The sequence below is a fragment of the Agrobacterium tumefaciens genome, from assembly GCF_013318015.2.
GTDB lineage: Bacteria > Pseudomonadota > Alphaproteobacteria > Rhizobiales > Rhizobiaceae > Agrobacterium > Agrobacterium tumefaciens.
The window spans coordinates 2,567,350-2,587,237 of record NZ_CP115841.1 but is presented as its reverse complement, the minus strand read 5'-3'; the positions used below and the strand labels follow the sequence as shown (position 1 = coordinate 2,587,237).

The window sequence follows — 19,888 nt, the reverse complement described above, 5'->3', positions numbered from 1 at the left end:
TCTCAATGCTGGTCCGTATGCGGCTTGTGGAAGATGTCATCTGTCGGCGGAATGGTTTGCCGCTCGATCATCCGGTGCACGCGGGGCCGTGTCTTGCCGCGATGAAGCGCCAGCAGCCGGTCCCAGGCTTCCGCATCCGCCTGGGTGCGGCGGTGGTTGTGGCGGACATATTCCACCCATGTCAGTACATGGTAGCTTTCCGTCCAGATATCTGGATTTTCCAGATCACGCATCAGGTTCCAGTTGCGCGCGCCATCGCGCAGACGGATGCGGCGACGCTCGGCCATCAACGGCAGGAATTCGCCGAGATCCTCGTCATGAATTTCATAGTCTATGAGAATGGCAATCGGCCCGCTGCGCGGCTTGATATCGAGCCTTAGCGGCGGTTCGACGAAACGGTTGAGCGGATCGAGATTGAGTGAAGCAAAAGCGGGCATGGCGAGTTTGAGGCCGACGACGACGCCCAGCAGCATCAGCACGCACGAACCGAGAAGGGAATAGGAAATACCGTAATCTTCCGCCAGCTCGCCCCACAGCCAACTGCCGACGGCGATGCCGCCGAAGGTCAGCGTCTGGTAAAGCGACAGCGCCCGGCCCACCACCCAGCGCGGGGCAGAAAGCTGGACGATGGTATTGAACAGGGAAAGCGCCAGAACCCAGCAGGCACCGGCAATAGTCAAAACAAGCGAGGTTACGATCGCGTTCGTGCTGACCGCCGTCACGCCGGAACTGAAGGCGAAGCCCAAAAAGGCGACACGTACGATCCATTCGCTGGACAGAACCTCGCGAAGTCTGGCGCTGACGAGCGCGCCGCCGATGGCGCCGACGCCGAACGCACCCAGCATGACGCCGTAGGTCAGCGGGCCACCCTCGACCAGATCGCGGGCAACGATCGGCATCAGCGCCAGGATGGCGCTGGCGGAAAGGCCGAAGAGAAAGCCACGCACCAGAACCTTGCCGATATTCGGCGACATCGCCACATAACGCATCCCGGCCGATATGGCGGCAAGAAGCTGCTCGCGCGGCAAGGTCGAGGCATATTTGGGCGGCTGCCAGCGAACCAGCGCGTAGATGAGGGCGAAATAGCTGAGCGCGTTCACGAAAAACGCAGCCGCGGCGCCAGCGGCAGCGACGATGATGCCACCGATCGCAGGACCGACGCTGCGGGTGATGTTGAAGCCCACGCTGTTCAGTGTCACGGCGGCGGGCAGATCCTCACGCGGCACCATTTCGCCGACGGACGCCTGCCAGGACGGATTGTTGAGCGCCGTGCCACAGCCGATCATGAAGGTGAAAAAGAGCAGCAACCACGGAGTGAGCCAGCCGGACCAGGCAAAAACCGTCAGCAGCACGGAAGCCGTCAGCATCAGGATCTGAGCGGAAATCATGATGCGGCGGCGGTCGAAACTATCGGCCAGTGCGCCTGAAATCAGCGAAAACATCATGATCGGCAGCGAGGTGGAGGCCTGCACCAGCGCGATCATGTTTTCGGAACTCGACAGCGAGGTCATCATCCACGCGGCGCCAACCGCCTGGATCAGACCGCCGAAATTCGAGGCAAGGCTCGCGATCCAGATTCGTCTGTAAGTCAAATGCCTTAAAGGCGCGAGTGGCGATTTACGGTCAGGCACGATCAGTCCACTTGATGCAACTGCGATTTGTCAAACGGCAACTATAGACAGTGCCGGAAATCATGCCACCCTTTCCGACACGGTGAAGGTGAAAATGTGGCCGCAGCCGTGACTGAAGCGCCCTGCCCGCGAAAACCTTGCAATCCTGCCCTGATGGGTCTATATGACCTTTGAAATTCTTGATCGCTTGATGAAGAGTGGGGCCGCAAGGCTCCGCTCTTTTTCGTTAGGCGAACCGGAAACCACGGGCTGAGCGCCCGGTGAAAATCTAAAGACCGGAAGGCCAGATGGCAGACACCGTACATGAACCGCGACTGATAACCGAAACGGGAATCGACCAGCGCATCGCCGAAATCATCGAGCCTGTTTTGACGGGCATGGGATATCTTCTGGTGCGCGTGCGGCTCTCCAACCAGAACGGCATGACCCTGCAGGTGATGGCCGAGCGGGAAGACGGCACCATGACCGTCGAGGGCTGCGAAGCCGTGTCAATGGCGATTTCACCGGTTCTTGATGTGGAAGATCCGGTCGATAAGGCGTATCATCTCGAAGTTTCCTCGCCCGGCATCGACCGGCCGATGGTTCGCAAGTCGGATTTCACCCGTTGGCAGGGCCATCTGGTGAAGGCCGAAACCTCCATTCTGGTCGAAAACCGCAAGCGGTTTCGCGGCAAGATCGTCGAGGTGGATGCGGACGGCTTCAAGCTGGAACGCGACCAGATCGCCTATGGCGACGAACCGACAGTCACCATTCCGTTCAGCGCGCTTTCCGATGCGAAGCTCATTCTGACGGACGACCTTATTCGTGATGCGCTGCGGGCAGACAAGGCGGCAAAGGCCGCCGCCGCAAACCAGAACGACGAAAACGAAGCAGACGAAGACTAATTCCAACGTAAAAGCCCGGAAAACGGGTGATCCCCGCAATTATGCGACTTACGGAGACAAAAAAATGGCAGTGAGTGCTAACCGGCTTGAGCTTCTGCAGATCGCCGATGCTGTGGCGCGCGAAAAGGTCATCGACCGCGAAATCGTGCTTGCCGCAATGGCCGACGCTATCCAGAAAGCCGCCCGCTCGCGCTATGGTTCGGAAACCAACATTCGCGCCGACATCAACTCCAAGACCGGCGAAATCCGCCTGCAGCGTCTTCTGGAAGTGGTAGAGACGGCCGAAGACTATTCGACCCAGATTCCGCTCGAACTTGCCCGCGACCGCAACCCGGACGCCAAGCTCGGCGATTTCATCGCCGATCCGCTGCCGCCGATGGATTTCGGCCGTATCGCCGCACAGTCCGCCAAGCAGGTCATCGTTCAGAAGGTGCGCGAAGCAGAACGCGACCGTCAGTATGACGAGTTCAAGGATCGCATCGGCGAAATCGTCAACGGCACCGTCAAGCGCGTTGAATACGGCAATGTCATCGTCGATCTGGGCCGTGGCGAAGGCATCATCCGTCGCGACGAGATGATTCCGCGGGAAAACATGCGTTATGGCGACCGTGTCCGCGCCTACGTCTACGACGTTCGCCGCGAGCAGCGTGGCCCGCAGATTTTCCTGTCGCGTACACATCCGCAGTTCATGGTGAAGCTGTTCACCATGGAAGTTCCTGAAATCTACGACGGCATCATCCAGATCAAGTCGGTTGCCCGTGACCCCGGTTCCCGCGCCAAAATCGCCGTCATCTCGAACGACTCGTCGATCGATCCGGTCGGCGCCTGCGTCGGTATGCGCGGTTCGCGCGTTCAGGCCGTTGTCGGCGAATTGCAGGGCGAAAAGATCGACATCATTCCGTGGAGCCAGGAGCCGGCATCCTTCATCGTCAACGCCCTGCAGCCCGCCGAAGTGGCCAAGGTCGTTCTGGACGAAGAATCCGAACGCATCGAAGTTGTGGTTCCCGACGAGCAGCTTTCGCTCGCCATCGGCCGCCGCGGCCAGAACGTACGTCTGGCATCGCAGCTGACCGGCTGGGATATCGACATAATGACGGAGCAGGAAGAATCCGAGCGTCGCCAGAAGGAATTCAACGAGCGCACGGCACTCTTCATGGACGCCCTCGACGTTGACGAGATGGTTGGTCAGGTTCTGGCTTCCGAAGGCTTCGCGCAGGTTGAAGAACTTGCGTATGTCGATCTCGGAGAAATTTCCTCGATCGACGGCTTCGACGATGACACCGCCGATGAAATCCAGACCCGCGCCCGCGAATATCTGGAACGCCTGGAAGCCGAAATGGACGCCAAGCGCAAGGAACTCGGCGTTGCCGACGAGCTGCGACAGATCGAAGGCCTGACCTCGCAGATGATGGTTGCCCTTGGTGAAGACGGTATCAAGACCATCGAGGACTTTGCCGGTTGCGCCGCAGACGATCTGGTCGGCTGGAGCGAACGCAAGGACGGCGAGACGAAGAAGTTCGAAGGCATCTTCTCCAAGCTCGACGTATCGCGCGTCGAAGCTGAGAACATGGTTGTGCAGGCCCGTCTTCTGGCAGGCTGGATCACGGCTGAGGATCTGGCTTCCGAAGAGGAAGTCGATGCGGAAGCTACTGAGGAGGCGGATACCGCCGAACAGGAATGACATCGCAGGTGCATGAGCCGGACGAGCTGCCCGAAACCGATGAGGACGGGCGGCTGGAAGGCAACGTCAATGGACGTATGTGCATTGTGACAAGGCAGAGCGGATCTCCAGACGAGTTGATCCGCTTCGTCGCAGGGCCGGACGGCAACGTCGTTCCGGACCTGAAACGCCAATTGCCGGGGCGCGGATGCTGGGTAAAGCCGGAGCGCGCCCTGATAGAGAAAGCCATCGCGAAGAAGATCTTCGCACGGGCACTCAAACGCGACGTCAAGGCCGGGCCGGAGCTTCTCGCTCTTCTCGACCGGCTGATGTCGCAGCAGCTTGCCGGAATGATGAACATGGCGCGCAAGGCGGGTCAGTTCATCAGCGGCGCGACGAAAGTCGATGCCGCCGTCCGTTCGGGGAATGCGATTGCCGTGTTCCACGCAACCGATGCCGCGGCAGACGGCGTGCGAAAACTGGACCAGGCCCGCAAGGCCTGGGAGCTCGGCAGCGATGCCGGCAATGAAATTCCGTCCTTCCGGCTCTTTAGCGAAGCCGAAATGGACGAGTTGATGGGCCAGAATGCTTTTATCCATGCTTGCGCGCTTGCGGGGCAGGCGGGTGAGGGTGTAGTGAAGCGCGCAAAGATGCTTAAGCAGTACCGCCTTGGCGGTCAGCCTGAGGCGGAACGCGACGCTGCCCGGACAGTACAATGACGCGGTTGCCAAACATGAACGGCCGCCGCGTTCCGATGCAGCAATTGAACGACGAGACCTGATGGATGTCATCCGGTTCTCGTCCGTAGGAACGGGAACGGAATGACCGACAACAACGACGACAAGACACTCAATGCGCCGGCCAAGAAGACTCTTACCCTGAAACCGGGCGGGATGAATCAGGGCACCGTGCGGCAGGACATGGGTCGAGGTCGCACCAACGCGGTTGTCGTGGAAACACGCAAGCGCCGCCCCCTGCGTCCCGAAGACGAGAAGCCGGTTCAGCCTGTCGTGGCGGCAGCTCCGGCGCCGAAGCCGGCAGCGCCTGCCCCTTCGGCACCGCGTCCGCAGGCCCCACAGCAACGCATTCAACAGCCGAGCAACCAACAGCAGCGTCCGGGTTCTTCCCATTCGCAGCAGCGCCCCGGCTCGTCCGCACCGCAGCAGCGTCAGCCTGACCGTCCGCGCGGCAACGTTCTGCACGACCTGTCCGCAGGCGAGATGGAAGCCCGCCGCCGTGCGCTGATAGAAGCGCAGGCTCGCGATGTTATCGAAGCCAAGCAGCGCGCCGAAGACGAAGCCCGCCGCAAGGTGGAAGAAGAACAACGCATCGCCGCTGAAAAGATCGAAGCCGAAAACCGCGCTGCCGAAGAGGCTGCTGCGGCAAAGATCGCTGCGAGCCAGCCTGTTACGGAAGCGAAATCCGATCTGTCCGGCGAAAAGCCGGCTGCGGCCGCTGCGCCGGCGCCACGCGCTGACGCCCGTCCCCAGCCTGTTGCTCCCCGTTCCGCTCCCGCCACGCCCGATGCCGCCGCTCCCCGCGGACGCCGCACCGGTGGCGACGACGAGGACGATCGCGGCGCAGTCCGTCGTGGCAGCAGCCTTCCGGCTCGTGGCAAGGTCGTGGCTCCGGTTCCGGCCAAGCCTGCAGCCCGCCTGAAGACCGAAGAAGAGCGCCGTCGTGGCAAGCTGACCGTGACCGCCGCCAATCTGGAAGAAGATGGTACGCCGCGTGGCCGCTCCATGGCATCCATGCGCCGCCGCCAGGAGAAATTCCGTCGCAGCCAGATGCAGGAAACCCGCGAAAAGGTTCTGCGCGAAGTCATCCTGCCGGAAACCATCACCATTCAGGAACTGTCGCAGCGTATGTCCGAGCGCGCCGTTGACGTCATCAAGTTCCTGATGAAGGAAGGCCAGATGCTGAAGCCGGGCGACGTGATCGACGCCGATCTGGCGGAACTGATCGCGGTCGAATTCGGCCATACGGTCAAGCGCGTTTCCGAATCCGACGTTGAAGAGGGTCTCTTCAACAAGGCTGACGATGAAGGCGAGATGGTTTCCCGTCCGCCGGTCGTGACCATCATGGGCCACGTCGACCACGGCAAGACCTCGCTGCTCGACGCTATCCGTCAGGCGAATGTCGTTGCTGGCGAGGCCGGTGGCATCACCCAGCATATCGGCGCGTATCAGGTCGAAAAGAACGGTCAGAAGATCACCTTCATCGACACCCCCGGCCACGCCGCCTTTACGGCAATGCGTGCCCGTGGTGCGCAGGCAACCGACATCGCTGTGCTGGTTGTTGCAGCCGACGACAGCGTGATGCCGCAGACGATCGAGTCGATCAACCATGCGAAGGCGGCCGGTGTTCCGATCGTCGTTGCGATCAACAAGATCGACAAGCACGAGGCAAACCCTGAAAAGGTTCGCCAGCAGCTGCTGCAGCACGAAGTGTTCGTGGAATCGATGGGTGGTGAAGTTCTTGATGTCGAAGTGTCGGCCAAGAACAAGCTCAACCTCGACAAGCTGCTCGAAGCGATCCTGCTTCAGGCAGAAATCCTCGATCTCAAGGCGGATCCAAGCCGCACTGCGGAAGGCACGGTCATCGAAGCCGAGCTGGACCGTGGACGTGGTGCCGTCGCGACCGTTCTCGTGCAGAAGGGTACACTGAAGCCCGGCCAGATCATCGTTGCCGGCGATCAGTGGGGCCGTGTGCGCGCGCTCGTCAACGACAAGGGCGACCACGTGAAGGAAGCCGGTCCGGCCATGCCGGTCGAAATCCTCGGCCTTTCCGGTACGCCGTCGGCCGGTGACCGTTTTGCGGTTGTCGAAAACGAAGGTCGTGCTCGCGAGATCTCCGAATACCGCCAGCGTCTGGCTCGCGACAAGGCTGTTGCCCGTCAGACCGGTCAGCGCGGCTCGCTGGAACAGATGATGAGCCAGTTGCAGACTTCGGGATTGAAGGAATTCCCGCTGGTCATCAAGGCGGACGTGCAAGGTTCGGTCGAAGCCATTATCGCTTCGCTCGACAAGCTCGGCACAGACGAAGTCCGCGCTCGTGTCGTGCACTCTGGTGCTGGTGCCATCACGGAATCAGATATCTCGCTTGCCGAGGCATCGAACGCCGCGATCATCGGCTTCAACGTTCGCGCCAACGCACAGGCACGTACGGCGTCCGAACGCGCCGGTATCGAAATCCGCTACTACAACATCATCTACGATCTGGTGGATGACGTGAAAGCGGCGATGTCGGGTCTGCTTTCGCCGGAACGTCGCGAGACCTTCCTCGGCAATGCCGAAATTCTCGAGGTGTTCAACATCACCAAGGTCGGTAAGGTCGCGGGTTGCCGCGTCGTCGAGGGCAAGGTGGAACGTGGTGCGGGTGTGCGTCTGGTGCGCGACAACGTCGTTATCCACGAAGGCAAGCTCAAGACCCTCAAGCGCTTCAAGGACGAAGTCAACGAAGTGCCTGTTGGTCAGGAGTGCGGTATGGCCTTCGAGAATTACGAAGACATTCGCGCCGGCGACACCATCGAGTGCTTCCGCGTCGAACACATCACGAGAACGCTCTAAGCGTCTCGCCGCAAAACAGGACTTTTCTGTCGGGCGCCGGCTTCACCGGCGCTCGCTCCGTTTGAGGCATTACCCATGGCAAAAGCTACATCATCGGCCCCTTCGCAACGCATGCTGCGTGTTGGCGAACAGGTGCGCGCCGCACTGACCCAGATTCTCCAGCGCGGCGAAGTCCGCGACGATCTGATCGAAGGCACCGTCATTTCCATCTCGGAAGTGCGCATGTCACCCGATCTCAAGATCGCGACCGCTTACGTGACGCCGCTTGGCGTTGCCGATCACACCGACATCATCACGGCGCTCAACCGCCATGCCAAGTTCATGCGCGGCCGCCTCGGCCCGCAGCTGCGGCAGATGAAGTACATGCCGGAACTGCGTTTCCGCGACGATACGAGTTTCGACAACTACCAGAAGATCGACGCACTCCTGCGGTCACCGGAGGTGCAGCGCGATCTGGGACCTTCGAACGAAAAAGACGACGAACAGAACTGAAGCATGTCCAAACCACGCAAACAGCAGAACCGCAAACCCAAGGGCCGCCCGATTTCGGGCTGGCTCATTCTCGACAAGCCGCTCGATTTCGGCTCAACCGAAGCCGTTTCCAAGATCAAATGGCTGTTCAACGCCCAGAAGGCAGGTCACGCCGGAACACTCGACCCCTTGGCGTCCGGCATGTTGCCGATTGCACTCGGTGACGCCACCAAGACCGTTCCTTACGTCATGGACGGCCGGAAAATCTACGAGTTTACCGTCACCTGGGGTGAAGAACGCGCAACCGACGATCTGGAAGGCGAGGTTGTCAACTCCTCCGACCAGCGCCCGGACGAACAGGCGATCCGCGATATTCTGCCCAATTATACCGGCGTGATCATGCAGACGCCGCCGCAGTTTTCCGCCATCAAGATTGCCGGTGAGCGGGCCTATGATCTGGCGCGTGAAGGCGAAACGGTGGAGATTCCCGCGCGCGAGGTGGAAATTCACCGTCTGACGCTGCTCGCCTGCCCCGACGCTGACACCGCTCATTTCGAAGTGGAATGCGGCAAAGGTACCTATGTGCGGGCGCTTGCGCGCGACATGGGCCGGGATCTCGGCTGTTTCGGTCATATTTCGCAATTGCGCCGTACCATGGTCGCGCCATTCGGCGAGGACATGATGGTACCGCTCGAAACCTTGACGGCGCTCGAAGCCATCGAAGACCGCGACGAGCGGCTTGAAGCGCTCGATGCTTTTCTGATCGACACGGCGGAAGCGCTTTCATCCCTTCCCCACCTCATCATCAATGATGATCAGGCACACCGGTTGAAGATGGGCAATCCGATCCTGCTGCGCGGGCGTGATGCGCCGGCCAATCACCCGGAGGCCTATGCCACTGCGCATGGCAAACTCATTGCCATCGGCGAGATCGGCGAGGGCGAATTCCGGCCGAAGCGCGTTTTCGGTTGAGACGAGCCTTGAGGGGCGCCGTCAATCGCCTCTTTCAATTGTACCCGGAATAGTTTATAGGCAGCGCCAGCTTGGGCTTTGCCTATGCTGCCGAATGGCCAGAGCTGGACGACATCCCGGCTCTAGGCGTCCCATTTTTCCTTAAAATAGAAAGGATCGTCCGATGTCGATTACTGCAGAGCGCAAAGCCGCCCTCATCAAGGAATATGCAACGAACGAAGGCGACACCGGTTCTCCGGAAGTTCAGGTCGCTATTCTGACCGAGCGGATCAACAACCTGACCGGTCACTTCAAGGACCACAAGAAGGACAACCACTCCCGTCGTGGCCTTCTGACGCTGGTTTCGAGCCGCCGTTCGCTTCTCGACTATCTGAAGAAGAAGGACGAAGCCCGTTACAGCAAGCTGATCGGTGCTCTCGGCATTCGCCGCTAAAACCTTATCCGGCGGGTTTCGCAACGATACCCGCCGGTTTTTATATCTGGCCTTTTGAAGGTCATCTTCAATTTCCGGGCGTTCGCCATAGATGTGGCCCCCGGACGATAAGGCAGCCCCGGATGGGCCGGTGCAGCCTTTTCAACCGCAGACCTGTCATGGGGCAGGATTGCCGGATGCTTGCAACTTGAAAGCCTCCGGCTGTCTTGCCCGTGATTGCGTCGTTCGTTGCCCCCTCGCAAGGCGGGCATACACAAACAAGGACAAGATATGTTCAATAAACACTCCGTGGAAATCGAATGGGCTGGCCGCCCGCTGAAGCTCGAGACAGGCAAGGTTGCCCGTCAGGCTGACGGCGCCGTCATCGCAACCTACGGCGAGACGATGGTTCTTGCGACGGTGGTTTCCGCAAAGTCTCCGAAGCCGGGACAGGACTTCTTCCCGCTCACCGTGAACTACCAGGAAAAGACCTACGCAGCCGGCAAGATCCCCGGTGGCTATTTCAAGCGCGAAGGCCGTCCGTCGGAAAAGGAAACGCTGGTTTCCCGCCTGATCGACCGTCCGATCCGCCCGCTGTTTCCTGAAGGCTACAAGAACGACACGCAGGTTGTCGTAACGGTCATTCAGCACGACCTCGAAAATGACCCGGACGTTCTGTCGATGGTTGCCGCATCCGCTGCGCTCACACTGTCTGGCATCCCTTTCATGGGCCCGGTCGGCGGCGCGCGCGTTGGTTACATCAACGGCGAATATGTTCTGAACCCGCATCTTGATGAGATGGATGAATCGGTTCTGGATCTGGTTGTTGCCGGCACGCAGGACGCCGTCCTGATGGTGGAGTCGGAAGCCAAGGAACTCAACGAAGACGTCATGCTCGGCGCCGTCATGTTCGGCCATCGCGGCTTCCAGCCGGTTATCGACGCGATCATCAAGCTCGCTGAAGTTGCCGCCAAGGAACCGCGCGAATTCGAACCGGAAGATTTCTCCGCGCTCGAAAACGAAATGCTCGGCCTTGCCGAAACCGAACTGCGCACCGCCTACAAGATCACCGAAAAGGCTGCCCGTTACGCTGCCGTCGACGCCGTAAAGGCGAAGGTCAAGGCTCACTTCCTGCCGGAAGAAGGCGAAGCGAAGTATAGCCCTGAAGAAATCGGCGCTGTCTTCAAGCACCTTCAGGCGAAGATCGTTCGCTGGAACGTTCTCGACACCAAGAGCCGCATCGATGGCCGCGACCTGTCGACCGTTCGTCCGATCGTTTCGGAAGTTGGCATCCTGCCGCGTACGCACGGCTCGGCGCTGTTCACCCGTGGTGAAACCCAGGCGATCGTTGTTGCGACGCTCGGCACCGGCGAAGACGAACAGTATGTCGACAGCCTGACCGGCATGTACAAGGAACGTTTCCTTCTGCATTACAACTTCCCGCCCTACTCGGTCGGTGAAACGGGCCGTATGGGTTCCCCGGGCCGTCGCGAAATCGGTCACGGCAAGCTCGCATGGCGCGCTATCCGTCCGATGCTGCCGACTGCGGAACAGTTCCCCTACACGCTGCGCGTCGTTTCCGAAATCACCGAGTCCAACGGCTCTTCGTCGATGGCAACGGTTTGCGGCACCTCGCTTGCACTGATGGACGCTGGCGTACCGCTGGCCAAGCCAGTTGCCGGTATCGCCATGGGCCTTATCCTCGAAGGCGAGCGCTTTGCGGTTCTCTCCGACATCCTGGGTGACGAAGATCACCTCGGCGACATGGACTTCAAGGTTGCAGGTACTGCCGACGGCATCACCTCGCTGCAGATGGACATCAAGATCGCCGGTATCACCGAAGAGATCATGAAGATCGCTCTGGAGCAGGCACAGGGTGGCCGCAAGCACATCCTCGGCGAAATGGCGAATGCCATCACCGAGAGCCGCGGCCAGCTTGGCGAATTCGCACCGCGCATCGAAGTGATGAACATTCCGGTCGACAAGATCCGTGAAGTCATCGGTTCGGGCGGCAAGGTCATCCGCGAAATCGTCGAAAAGACCGGCGCCAAGATCAACATCGAAGACGACGGCACCGTCAAGATCGCTTCTGCTTCCGGCAAGGAAATCGAAGCGGCCCGCAAGTGGATCCATTCGATCGTTGCAGAACCGGAAGTCGGCCAGATCTACGAAGGTACGGTCGTCAAGACCGCTGACTTCGGCGCTTTCGTCAACTTCTTCGGCGCCCGCGACGGCCTCGTTCACATCTCGCAGCTCGCTTCCGAGCGTGTCGCCAAGACCTCCGACGTCGTCAAGGAAGGCGACAAGGTCTGGGTCAAGCTTATGGGCTTCGACGAGCGTGGCAAGGTTCGCCTGTCCATGAAGGTTGTCGACCAGGCAACCGGCAAGGAAGTTGCCGCAGACAAGAAGAAGGAAGATGGCGAAGCCGCTGCCGAGTAAGGCAGCCTCGCCAGACCCTATCGAGGCGCGGGTTTTGCCCGCGCCTTTTTTCTATTCCATCTTGAGGACGCTCCAATGAGCCGTGATGCTGTTAAAACCCTTTTCCATCCCTTTGCCGCAGAGATGCTCGACTTGCCGAAAGAGGGCGAGCGCGTTCTGTTTCTGGGAGCGGAAGCCGGCCCGCGGCTAGACGGTTTTAACGCTGACATCGTCTCGGTTCAGAATTTTCGACCGCTTTACCGGGCTCTTCAGGCGCAGAACGCAGAGGTCACCCCGGATATTTCCGGCGAGGACTACGATGCGGCGTTGCTGCTTTGCGGCAAACATCGCGGCGAGAACGAAAACCGCGTCGCTGAAGCGCTCTCGCGCGTTAAGGCGGGTGGGTTGATCGTGGCGGCGGGATCGAAGGAAGACGGCATTCTGACGCTGCGCAAGACGCTGGCAAAGCTTGGCATCGAGGCGGAATCGACGCCGAAGTACCACGGCGTCGCCCTCTGGTTCAAACGGCCGGAAGACGTTGCATCTGCCGTGTCGAAACTCGCGCAACATTCCGTTACGGTTGCTGGCCGTTTCACCGCCATGCCCGGCATGTTCTCGCATGACCGCGTGGACGATGGCTCGGAGCTGCTCGCGTCGCGCCTGCCGACCGACTTCGACGGCAACGCCGCCGATTTCGGCGCAGGCTGGGGTTATCTCTCGGTCATGCTGGCGGAAAAATCGCCGCGCACGGCGCGTATCGATCTTTTCGAAGCGGACTGGAACGCGCTCGAATTCGCCAAGACCAATCTTCTTGAAAACAATCCGCGACTGACGGCGCGCTTCTTCTGGCAGGACCTTGCAAACGAGCCGCCGAAAGAAAAATACGACCTCATCATCATGAACCCGCCTTTCCACGCGGCAGGACAGGCGGCAGAACCCGCTCTCGGTCAGGCCTTTATCAAGACGGCTGCCGGCGCGCTTCGCAACGGTGGAAAGCTGCTGATGGTCGCCAATCGCGGCATGCCCTATGAGCCGGTGCTGGCGGCGGAATTCCGCACCAGCGCCGAGGTATGCCGCAACGCGCGCTTCAAGATCCTGAGCGCCCAGAAGTAAGCAATTCGAGCATCATCAGCTCAACAGCCATGCCCACAGCGACACGGAGAGAACACCGGTCGCCGTGGAAATGCTGATGGTGGAGGCCGCAACGCTGTGGCCGATGCCGAAGCGGTTGGCGATCAGCCATGCATTCACCCCTGTCGGCACCGACGAGGTGAGCACGAGGGCAGCTGTCCATTCCCGGCTGAGGCCGAGAGCGTGGCCCATGGCCCACACGCAGGCGGGCAGAAGCAGCAGTTTGAAAACCGTCATGGTGACGGCAATCCCAAGATTACCGCGAATGGTGTATTTCGTCAGCGCCATGCCGAGCGAGATGAGCGCTGCCGGTCCCGCCATGGACGCGATCTGATCAACCACGGTCTTGAGGATGGGCGTGAGCGTCACGCCTGAAACATTGGTCGAAAGCCCGATGAAAAGTCCGATCACCAGCGGATTTGTAATGAGGTTGCGGCCGACCTGCCTGAAGACAGAAGCCATGCTGCGCTTTTCGCCGCCCACCGCCTTATGCGTGGCGTTCTCCATCAAGATGGTACCGGCAATCATCATGACCGGCAGATGGATGGCCAGCAGAATGGAGAGGGCGACCAGCCCCTCATCCCCGATGGACCGCCCGACAAGCGGCAGGCCGATGAAGATATTGTTGGCAAAGGCCGAGGATATGCCGGCTATGACGGCGATGCGACTATCCTGCTTGAAGATGTACCGCGTGACGATATGCCCAACCGTCCAGGTTACGGCCACGCCGGCGAAATAGGTCAGCCACAGCCGGAAGGGCGATGCGCCATGAAAATTCGCCTCCGCAAGGGTGCGGAAGATCAACGTCGGCACGGCGATCTTGAACACGAAATCGCTGAGAATCTCACCGGCATCAGCTCTGAACAAGCCGGCCTTGACGGTGAGCCAGCCGATCAGGATAAGAATGAAAATCGGAGCGACGTTCGCGGCAACGGCAGACATGGAGGGAGAGCTTTCGCGGCTTTTGCGGGAGATACTCCGCTTTAGAGCCTTTTCCAAGGGAATGGAATCGCGAAAACGCTGCACCCGGATGTTTCATTCAATACGCGACGTAGCTCCGTCAGGTATTTTGCAGAAAGCCCCTCAAAACCGGTCACTGGATCAAGTGGCGCTGCGGTCGGTCTTTCGAGCACCGTCTAATGAAAACCCGCTTGCGGCACTCTAGAAAGGGGCGCACCAAAGGTGGACCAAAAGAAAAAGCGGGGTTTCCCCCGCCTTTTGTCATATCCGTTATACGCCGTCAGTACATCCGTGACGGAGATAACGGGTGAGCCAGAAGACCTCATGTCTTCTATTCTGGTCCGTATTCACGCACCGTTTGCTCTGATCGGAGTGATAGCTTAACCACATTACAGGCACATGACGCGTTTCTGTCTCTGGTGGAGAACCGCATATTTTCCCTTTGGGCTTTTCTTGCCGCCAGAATTGTTTAAGACCGTTCAAAAATGTGCACCCTGCAAACCGGATAGGGCCTATGACGAAATTCGACGTACTGACTGTCGGCAATGCCATCGTCGACATCATTTCCCGTTGTGATGATCGCTTCCTCAATGATAACGCCATCACCAAAGGCGCGATGAACCTCATCGACGCGGAGCGGGCCGAACTGCTTTATTCGCTGATGGGACCCGCTCTCGAGGCCTCCGGCGGAAGTGCGGGCAACACGGCGGCGGGCGTGGCGAATTTCGGTGGCAGGGCGGCTTATTTCGGCAAGGTGGCCGAAGATCAGCTCGGCGAAATCTTCCAGCACGATATCCGCGCGCAGGGCGTCTATTTCGAAACGAAGCCGGAAGGCACGTTTCCGCCGACTGCCCGCTCGATGATCTTCGTCACGGAAGACGGTGAGCGCTCGATGAACACCTATCTCGGCGCCTGCGTCGATCTCGGTCCGGAAGATGTAGAAGAAGACGTCGTGGCGAACACGAAGGTCACCTATTTCGAAGGTTACCTGTGGGATCCGCCGCGCGCCAAGGATGCCATTCGCGATTGCGCCCGCATTGCGCATGAGAACGGCCGTGAAGTCTCCATGACGCTTTCAGACAGTTTCTGCGTAGGCCGATACCGCGAAGAATTTCTCGACCTGATGCGTTCCGGCACGGTGGACATCGTTTTCGCCAACAAGCAGGAAGCTCTCTCGCTCTATGAAACCGACGATTTCGAGCTGGCGCTGACGAAAATCGCTGCCGATTGCAAGATCGCAGCGGTAACGATGAGCGAAGAAGGCGCCGTTATCCTGCGCGGCACGGAACGCGTGAAGGTAGAAGCCTATCCGGTGTATGACGTGGTCGACACAACGGGTGCCGGCGATCTTTTCGCCGCCGGCTTCCTGTTCGGTTACACGCAGGATCGGTCTCTGGAAGACTGCGGCAAACTCGGCTGCCTTGCTGCTGCTGCCGTCATTCAGCAGGTCGGGCCGCGTCCGATGTCATCGCTCAAGGCGCTGGGCGAGAAAAACGGCCTTATTTAAAGGCCTCGCCGGGATAAGCACCCCAGATTTCACCCTGCGACACCCAGCCTGAGGCCTGACCGGCCTCGGCGCGGCACCAGTCGCCGTTGCATTCACCGATCCTGAAGACGACACCCGGCTCCAGCCGGGCGATGACGGAGGCGCCCGACTGTGCGTCGCGGCGCATGTTCACGTAGACATCCTTGCCCTTGCCGCGCATCCACGGCGCGGCGACGGCCGTGCGCTCGCCGGAGAGCAGCGCCTGGTTAACCCAGCCTTCCGTGCCATCGGCATCGCGGATGCGCCGCCAGTTCTCATATTCCTGAATGATTTCAACCGGCATTCCCGATTTCATATACATCCAGGAAACGGCATAATCCGTGCTGGGTCCGATGCGCATGTTGACGCGCTTGGATTTCAGGCTGACAAAACGCGGCAAAGGCAGGCCGCTTGCGCCTTTGGCAGCGCCTTGCGCCATGGCCTCGTTCGCCACACCAAAGAGGCCCAGAGACAATGCAATGCAAACCATAAAAACCACACTGCGCATGCCCATTTCCGTTTCCTGCCTTCTGCAAACCGGATTAAATTCGAGGAGGCTCGTTTCCACACGCCTCAAGCTTCGGCGAGTTTTATTTGTCTTCGCCCGTGGGTCTGGTAGAAACGCCCTGATTGAAAGAAATTATCGCTCTTTCTGGTTAATGACTTCTGAACAAGGCAGCGGCAAACGATGACCCACAAGAAGAGACCGACAGTCTATATCACCCGCAAATTGCCTGACGTCGTCGAAACCAGAATGCGGGAACTCTTCGATGCCGAACTGAATATCGACGATACGCAGCGCCGCGAGGAGGAGCTTGTGGCCGCCATGCAGCGGGTCGACGTTCTGGTGCCGACGGTCACGGACCGCATCACCGCCGCCATGATCGAGAAAGCAGGGCCGCAACTGAAGCTGATCGCAAGCTTTTCCAACGGCATAGACCATGTGGATGTGGACGCGGCCGCCCGAAAGGGCATCACAGTGACCAACACGCCCAATGTGCTGACCGAAGACAGCGCCGATATCACCATGGCGCTGGTGCTGGCCGTGCCGCGCCGCCTGATCGAAGGCACGCGCGTGCTTGCCAATGGCGCCGACGAATGGCTGGGCTGGTCGCCGACCTGGATGCTGGGACGGCGCATTTCCGGCAAACGCATCGGCATTGTCGGCATGGGCCGCATCGGTACGGCAGTTGCGCGGCGCGCCAAGGCTTTCGGCCTCTCCATACACTATCACAACCGCAAACGCGTCAACCCGGCGACGGAAGCGGAGCTTGAGGCAACCTATTGGGACAGCCTCGACCAGATGCTGGCGCGGGTGGATATTGTTTCCGTCAATTGCCCCTCCACACCTGCGACCTATCACCTGATCTCGGCACGACGGCTCGCGCTGATGCAGCCGACAAGCTACATCGTCAACACGGCGCGCGGCGATATCATCGATGAGGCGGCAATGATCCAGTGCCTGCGCGACGGAAAGATCGCCGGAGCCGGTCTCGATGTCTACGAGAACGAACCCGCAATCAATCCCAAGCTCATCAAGCTCGCGAGAGAAGGAAAGGTCGTGCTGCTTCCCCATATGGGCTCGGCAACGATCGAGGGACGCATCGAGATGGGTGACAAGGTCATCATCAACATCCGCACGCTTTTCGACGGACACCGACCGCCGAACCGGGTGCTGCCGGGGCGGAACTGAACCGGTTCAGACAAGCCGTGTCTGCTCGTGACGTGGAAGGGAGAAGCAGGCTTTTAAGCGGATCAAAAATTGAGCCGTCTCAGCCGAGGAATTTCGTCATTTCAATCGAGGTCGTGCGGTCGTAACCCGGATGGGCGTTTTCAGCGGTTTTGATGAAACCCCAGGCGGCGAATTTCGCGTGATTGCCGACAAGCTCGATACGCGTTTCCAGCCGCAGCGCCGGTAACGCCAATTCGCGGGCCAATGCTTCGGCCCGTTCCAGAAGCATTTTGCCGATGCCTTTGCCCTGCGCTTTCAGGGAGACGCACAGCTTGCCGACGTAAAGGTAGGCCGGTGGTTCCTGCCGGCAAAACAGGCAGCCAACAATCTCATCACCATCCAGCGCCACGAAAGCGGTCTCCGCCCTCGCCTTCTCCGCGAGATTTTCGAGCGTCAAACGGTGAGCGGACGATGGTGGGTCGATGACGCCGTCCATATAGGCGAAGGACGACATGATAAGCGCAAGCAGCTCCTGCCAGCGCTCGAATTCTTCGCTAATCCTTGTGATCTCAGTCATGTTTTTTTTCCAGCATGGCGGCGCTTGTAACGCACGGTTTCGAAGCGGGCCGACAGGGCGTCATAGAGAAGCAGGCGGCCGACCAATGGCTCGCCGGCAGCGGTGATCACCTTGATGGCCTCCATGGCCATGATCGTGCCGATCACGCCGGTCAAAGCGCCGACGATGCCCGTTTCCGCGCAATTCGGAATAAGCCCCTGCGGCGGTGGCTCGGGAAACAGATCGCGATACCCCGGCAGCAGATTACCATCGGCACCCGCCTCATAGGGTTTCAGCACCGTTACCGAACCATCGAAACGGCCGACAGCGCCCGTTACCAGCGGCCTTTTAGCAGCCTCTGCGGCATCGGCAGCGGCATAACGTGTGTCGAAATTATCAGAACCGTCGATAAGGAGATCGAAGGATGGCAGATGGGTGTGCGCCCAGACCTGCGAAAAACGCTCCTCAAAAACAAGGGTACGCACATGCGGGTTGAGCCGGGCGATGGCTGCGCGGGCGCTTGCCGTTTTCAGCTCACCGATCGTGCCGGTATCGTGGATCACCTGCCGCTGGAGATTGGACAGGGAGACCACGTCGTCATCGATCAGGCCAAGCGTGCCGACACCGGCTGCAGCAAGATAATGAAGGACAGGCGCGCCGAGGCCACCAGCCCCGATTACCAGCACCCGCGCGGCCTTCAGACGCTGCTGCCCGGCACCGCCGATTTCCGGCAAGAGAATATGGCGCTTGTAGCGTTCGATTTCGTCCGGGCTCAGCGGGTCCATGTCGCACTCCATTTTTTCGCCGTCATGCCGTGATGCCCCCTTGGGAAACATTGAAGAATTGCGCCCTGTCGCCAAGGGCGGAGAACATTGCCGCATCCGTTCCGGTCATGAAACTCTGACCACCGAGCGCGTGAATGAGATCGAACAGAGCCGCCCGCCTGCCCTCATCCAGATGCGCAGCAATTTCGTCGAGCAGCAGAACCGGCGCATGGCCGGTCATGTTGGCGGTGAGCTGGGCATGCGCAAGCACCAATCCCACCAGCAGCGCCTTCTGTTCTCCGGTCGAGCAACGCTCTGCCTCCATGTTCTTTTCCGCATGGCGCACGAACAGATCGACACGGTGTGGCCCATCAAGCGTGCGGCCTGCCGCCGCGTCTCGATACCGGCCTTCGCGCAGCATAAGCCTATACTCGTCTTCCAGATCGACAGCCGGCCGGTTGAGCGTGTCGTCCATGAAACCCGAGAGCGCCAGCGCTGCAGAGGGGAAGGCAGCATTGCCGGAACGGCCTTCGATGAGGCTCTTCAAAAGACCCAACATTTCATAGCGCGCGAGCGCCATGGAAATGCCGAGTTCCGCCATCTGCTTCTCGATACCGTCCAGCCAGACCGGATCGAAACGGCCTTCCGAAAGCAGACGGTTGCGGCCGCGCATGGCCTTTTCGAAGTCGCTTGCCCGCCGTCCATGCGCGGGATCGAGCGAGAGCACCAACCGATCGAGAAAACGCCGGCGATCCGAGGATGAACCGGTAAAAAGCCCATCCATGGCAGGCGTCAGCCACAGCACCCGCAGATGATCCGTCAATTCATCGACCGACTTCACCGATGTCCCGTTCAGCCTCAGGCGGCGCGACACTACCTCGCCGTCACCCTCGATCCCGGTTCCGATGGCGACCTCGCCGTCCATGCCGTCGACATCCGCAAAAATCGAAAAACCGGCGGCCTCCGCCCCCACTCGCGTCACATCGGACAGGGTGGCGCGGCGCAGGCCCCTTCCGGGCGACAGAAACGAAACGGCCTCCAGGAGATTGGTCTTGCCGGAACCGTTGTCACCCGTCAGCACCACGTGGCGGTCATCCAGCACAAGCGACGCCGCCGCATAGTTGCGGAAGTCCGTGAGTTTCAGCCGTAAAAGCGACACCTTATTCGTCATCTGTACGGCCTAAAACGAACATAGCTGGATAGCAAGGTGGGGAATGCGTCGTCCGCATTGAACATAATGCCACCACACCGCAATCCAGTCTC

General features: G+C 59.9%; 17 protein-coding genes. 11 read left to right on the top strand and 6 right to left on the bottom strand.

The window, feature by feature from the left end; genetic code table 11:
* Positions 1 to 2 precede the first annotated feature (2 nt).
* Complete coding sequence (locus G6L97_RS12555) at positions 3 to 1,631, bottom strand: MFS transporter (protein WP_076843882.1); 1,629 nt, start codon at positions 1,629 to 1,631, stop codon at positions 3 to 5.
* Between the two features lie 287 nt (positions 1,632 to 1,918).
* On the opposite strand from G6L97_RS12555, the gene rimP reads away from it, so the two are divergent.
* The 9 genes from rimP (at position 1,919) to G6L97_RS12510 (ending at position 13,130) form a co-directional block, all read left to right on the top strand.
* Positions 1,919 to 2,515, top strand: a complete 597-nt coding sequence (rimP, locus tag G6L97_RS12550) for a ribosome maturation factor RimP (protein WP_003514299.1) — start codon at positions 1,919 to 1,921, stop codon at positions 2,513 to 2,515.
* A gap of 64 nt (positions 2,516 to 2,579) precedes the next feature.
* Entirely contained in the window at positions 2,580 to 4,196 is a 1,617-nt protein-coding gene (gene nusA, locus G6L97_RS12545; RefSeq protein WP_003514298.1) for a transcription termination factor NusA, read from the top strand.
* Complete coding sequence (locus G6L97_RS12540; RefSeq protein WP_003514297.1) at positions 4,193 to 4,894, top strand: RNA-binding protein; 702 nt, start codon at positions 4,193 to 4,195, stop codon at positions 4,892 to 4,894. Before nusA ends, G6L97_RS12540 begins: the two co-directional genes overlap by 4 nt.
* A gap of 102 nt (positions 4,895 to 4,996) precedes the next feature.
* On the top strand, positions 4,997 to 7,744 hold the full coding sequence (infB, locus tag G6L97_RS12535) for a translation initiation factor IF-2 (protein WP_003514296.1): 2,748 nt from the start codon (positions 4,997 to 4,999) through the stop codon (positions 7,742 to 7,744).
* Positions 7,745 to 7,819: 75 nt separating this feature from the next.
* Positions 7,820 to 8,236 (top strand): 30S ribosome-binding factor RbfA, encoded by a 417-nt coding sequence (gene rbfA / locus G6L97_RS12530; RefSeq protein WP_003507167.1) that lies wholly within the window; start codon positions 7,820 to 7,822, stop codon positions 8,234 to 8,236.
* Between the two features lie 3 nt (positions 8,237 to 8,239).
* The gene (truB, locus tag G6L97_RS12525) at positions 8,240 to 9,187 is read left to right on the top strand and encodes a tRNA pseudouridine(55) synthase TruB (protein WP_003514295.1); all 948 of its coding nucleotides are present in this window, start codon (positions 8,240 to 8,242) and stop codon (positions 9,185 to 9,187) included.
* A gap of 163 nt (positions 9,188 to 9,350) precedes the next feature.
* Positions 9,351 to 9,620: a 30S ribosomal protein S15 gene (gene rpsO, locus G6L97_RS12520; RefSeq protein ID WP_003514294.1), complete on the top strand. Its 270-nt coding sequence runs from the start codon at positions 9,351 to 9,353 to the stop codon at positions 9,618 to 9,620.
* Between the two features lie 270 nt (positions 9,621 to 9,890).
* Positions 9,891 to 12,038 carry a polyribonucleotide nucleotidyltransferase gene (gene pnp, locus G6L97_RS12515; RefSeq protein ID WP_003514278.1) on the top strand — a complete coding sequence of 716 codons (2,148 nt, stop codon included), beginning with the start codon at positions 9,891 to 9,893 and terminating at the stop codon, positions 12,036 to 12,038.
* Between the two features lie 75 nt (positions 12,039 to 12,113).
* On the top strand, positions 12,114 to 13,130 hold the full coding sequence (locus G6L97_RS12510) for a class I SAM-dependent methyltransferase (RefSeq protein ID WP_003514275.1): 1,017 nt from the start codon (positions 12,114 to 12,116) through the stop codon (positions 13,128 to 13,130).
* Positions 13,131 to 13,145: 15 nt separating this feature from the next.
* On the opposite strand, the gene G6L97_RS12505 is transcribed toward G6L97_RS12510, so the two are convergent.
* Positions 13,146 to 14,090, bottom strand: a complete 945-nt coding sequence (locus G6L97_RS12505; protein ID WP_013635221.1) for an AEC family transporter — start codon at positions 14,088 to 14,090, stop codon at positions 13,146 to 13,148.
* A gap of 532 nt (positions 14,091 to 14,622) precedes the next feature.
* Here G6L97_RS12505 and G6L97_RS12500 point away from each other — a divergent pair.
* A complete protein-coding gene (locus G6L97_RS12500; protein ID WP_003514270.1) occupies positions 14,623 to 15,615 on the top strand; it encodes an adenosine kinase in 993 nt (330 codons plus the stop codon).
* Here the strand turns inward: G6L97_RS12500 and G6L97_RS12495 are convergent.
* A complete protein-coding gene (locus G6L97_RS12495) occupies positions 15,608 to 16,141 on the bottom strand; it encodes an SH3 domain-containing protein (protein ID WP_164876644.1) in 534 nt (177 codons plus the stop codon). The genes G6L97_RS12500 and G6L97_RS12495 overlap by 8 nt on opposite strands.
* A gap of 180 nt (positions 16,142 to 16,321) precedes the next feature.
* Between G6L97_RS12495 and G6L97_RS12490 the strand changes: the two genes are divergently transcribed.
* A complete protein-coding gene (locus G6L97_RS12490) occupies positions 16,322 to 17,326 on the top strand; it encodes a 2-hydroxyacid dehydrogenase (RefSeq protein ID WP_003514267.1) in 1,005 nt (334 codons plus the stop codon).
* Positions 17,327 to 17,405: 79 nt separating this feature from the next.
* Here G6L97_RS12490 and G6L97_RS12485 read toward each other — a convergent pair whose 3' ends face one another.
* The 3 genes from G6L97_RS12485 to recF are packed head-to-tail and all read right to left on the bottom strand — an operon-like array spanning position 17,406 to position 19,796.
* Positions 17,406 to 17,882, bottom strand: a complete 477-nt coding sequence (locus G6L97_RS12485) for a GNAT family N-acetyltransferase (RefSeq protein ID WP_111782921.1) — start codon at positions 17,880 to 17,882, stop codon at positions 17,406 to 17,408.
* Positions 17,879 to 18,646, bottom strand: a complete 768-nt coding sequence (locus G6L97_RS12480; protein ID WP_038489312.1) for a molybdopterin-synthase adenylyltransferase MoeB — start codon at positions 18,644 to 18,646, stop codon at positions 17,879 to 17,881. Before G6L97_RS12480 ends, G6L97_RS12485 begins: the two co-directional genes overlap by 4 nt.
* A gap of 22 nt (positions 18,647 to 18,668) precedes the next feature.
* Positions 18,669 to 19,796, bottom strand: a complete 1,128-nt coding sequence (gene recF, locus G6L97_RS12475) for a DNA replication/repair protein RecF (RefSeq protein ID WP_111782922.1) — start codon at positions 19,794 to 19,796, stop codon at positions 18,669 to 18,671.
* Positions 19,797 to 19,888: the final 92 nt, after the last annotated feature.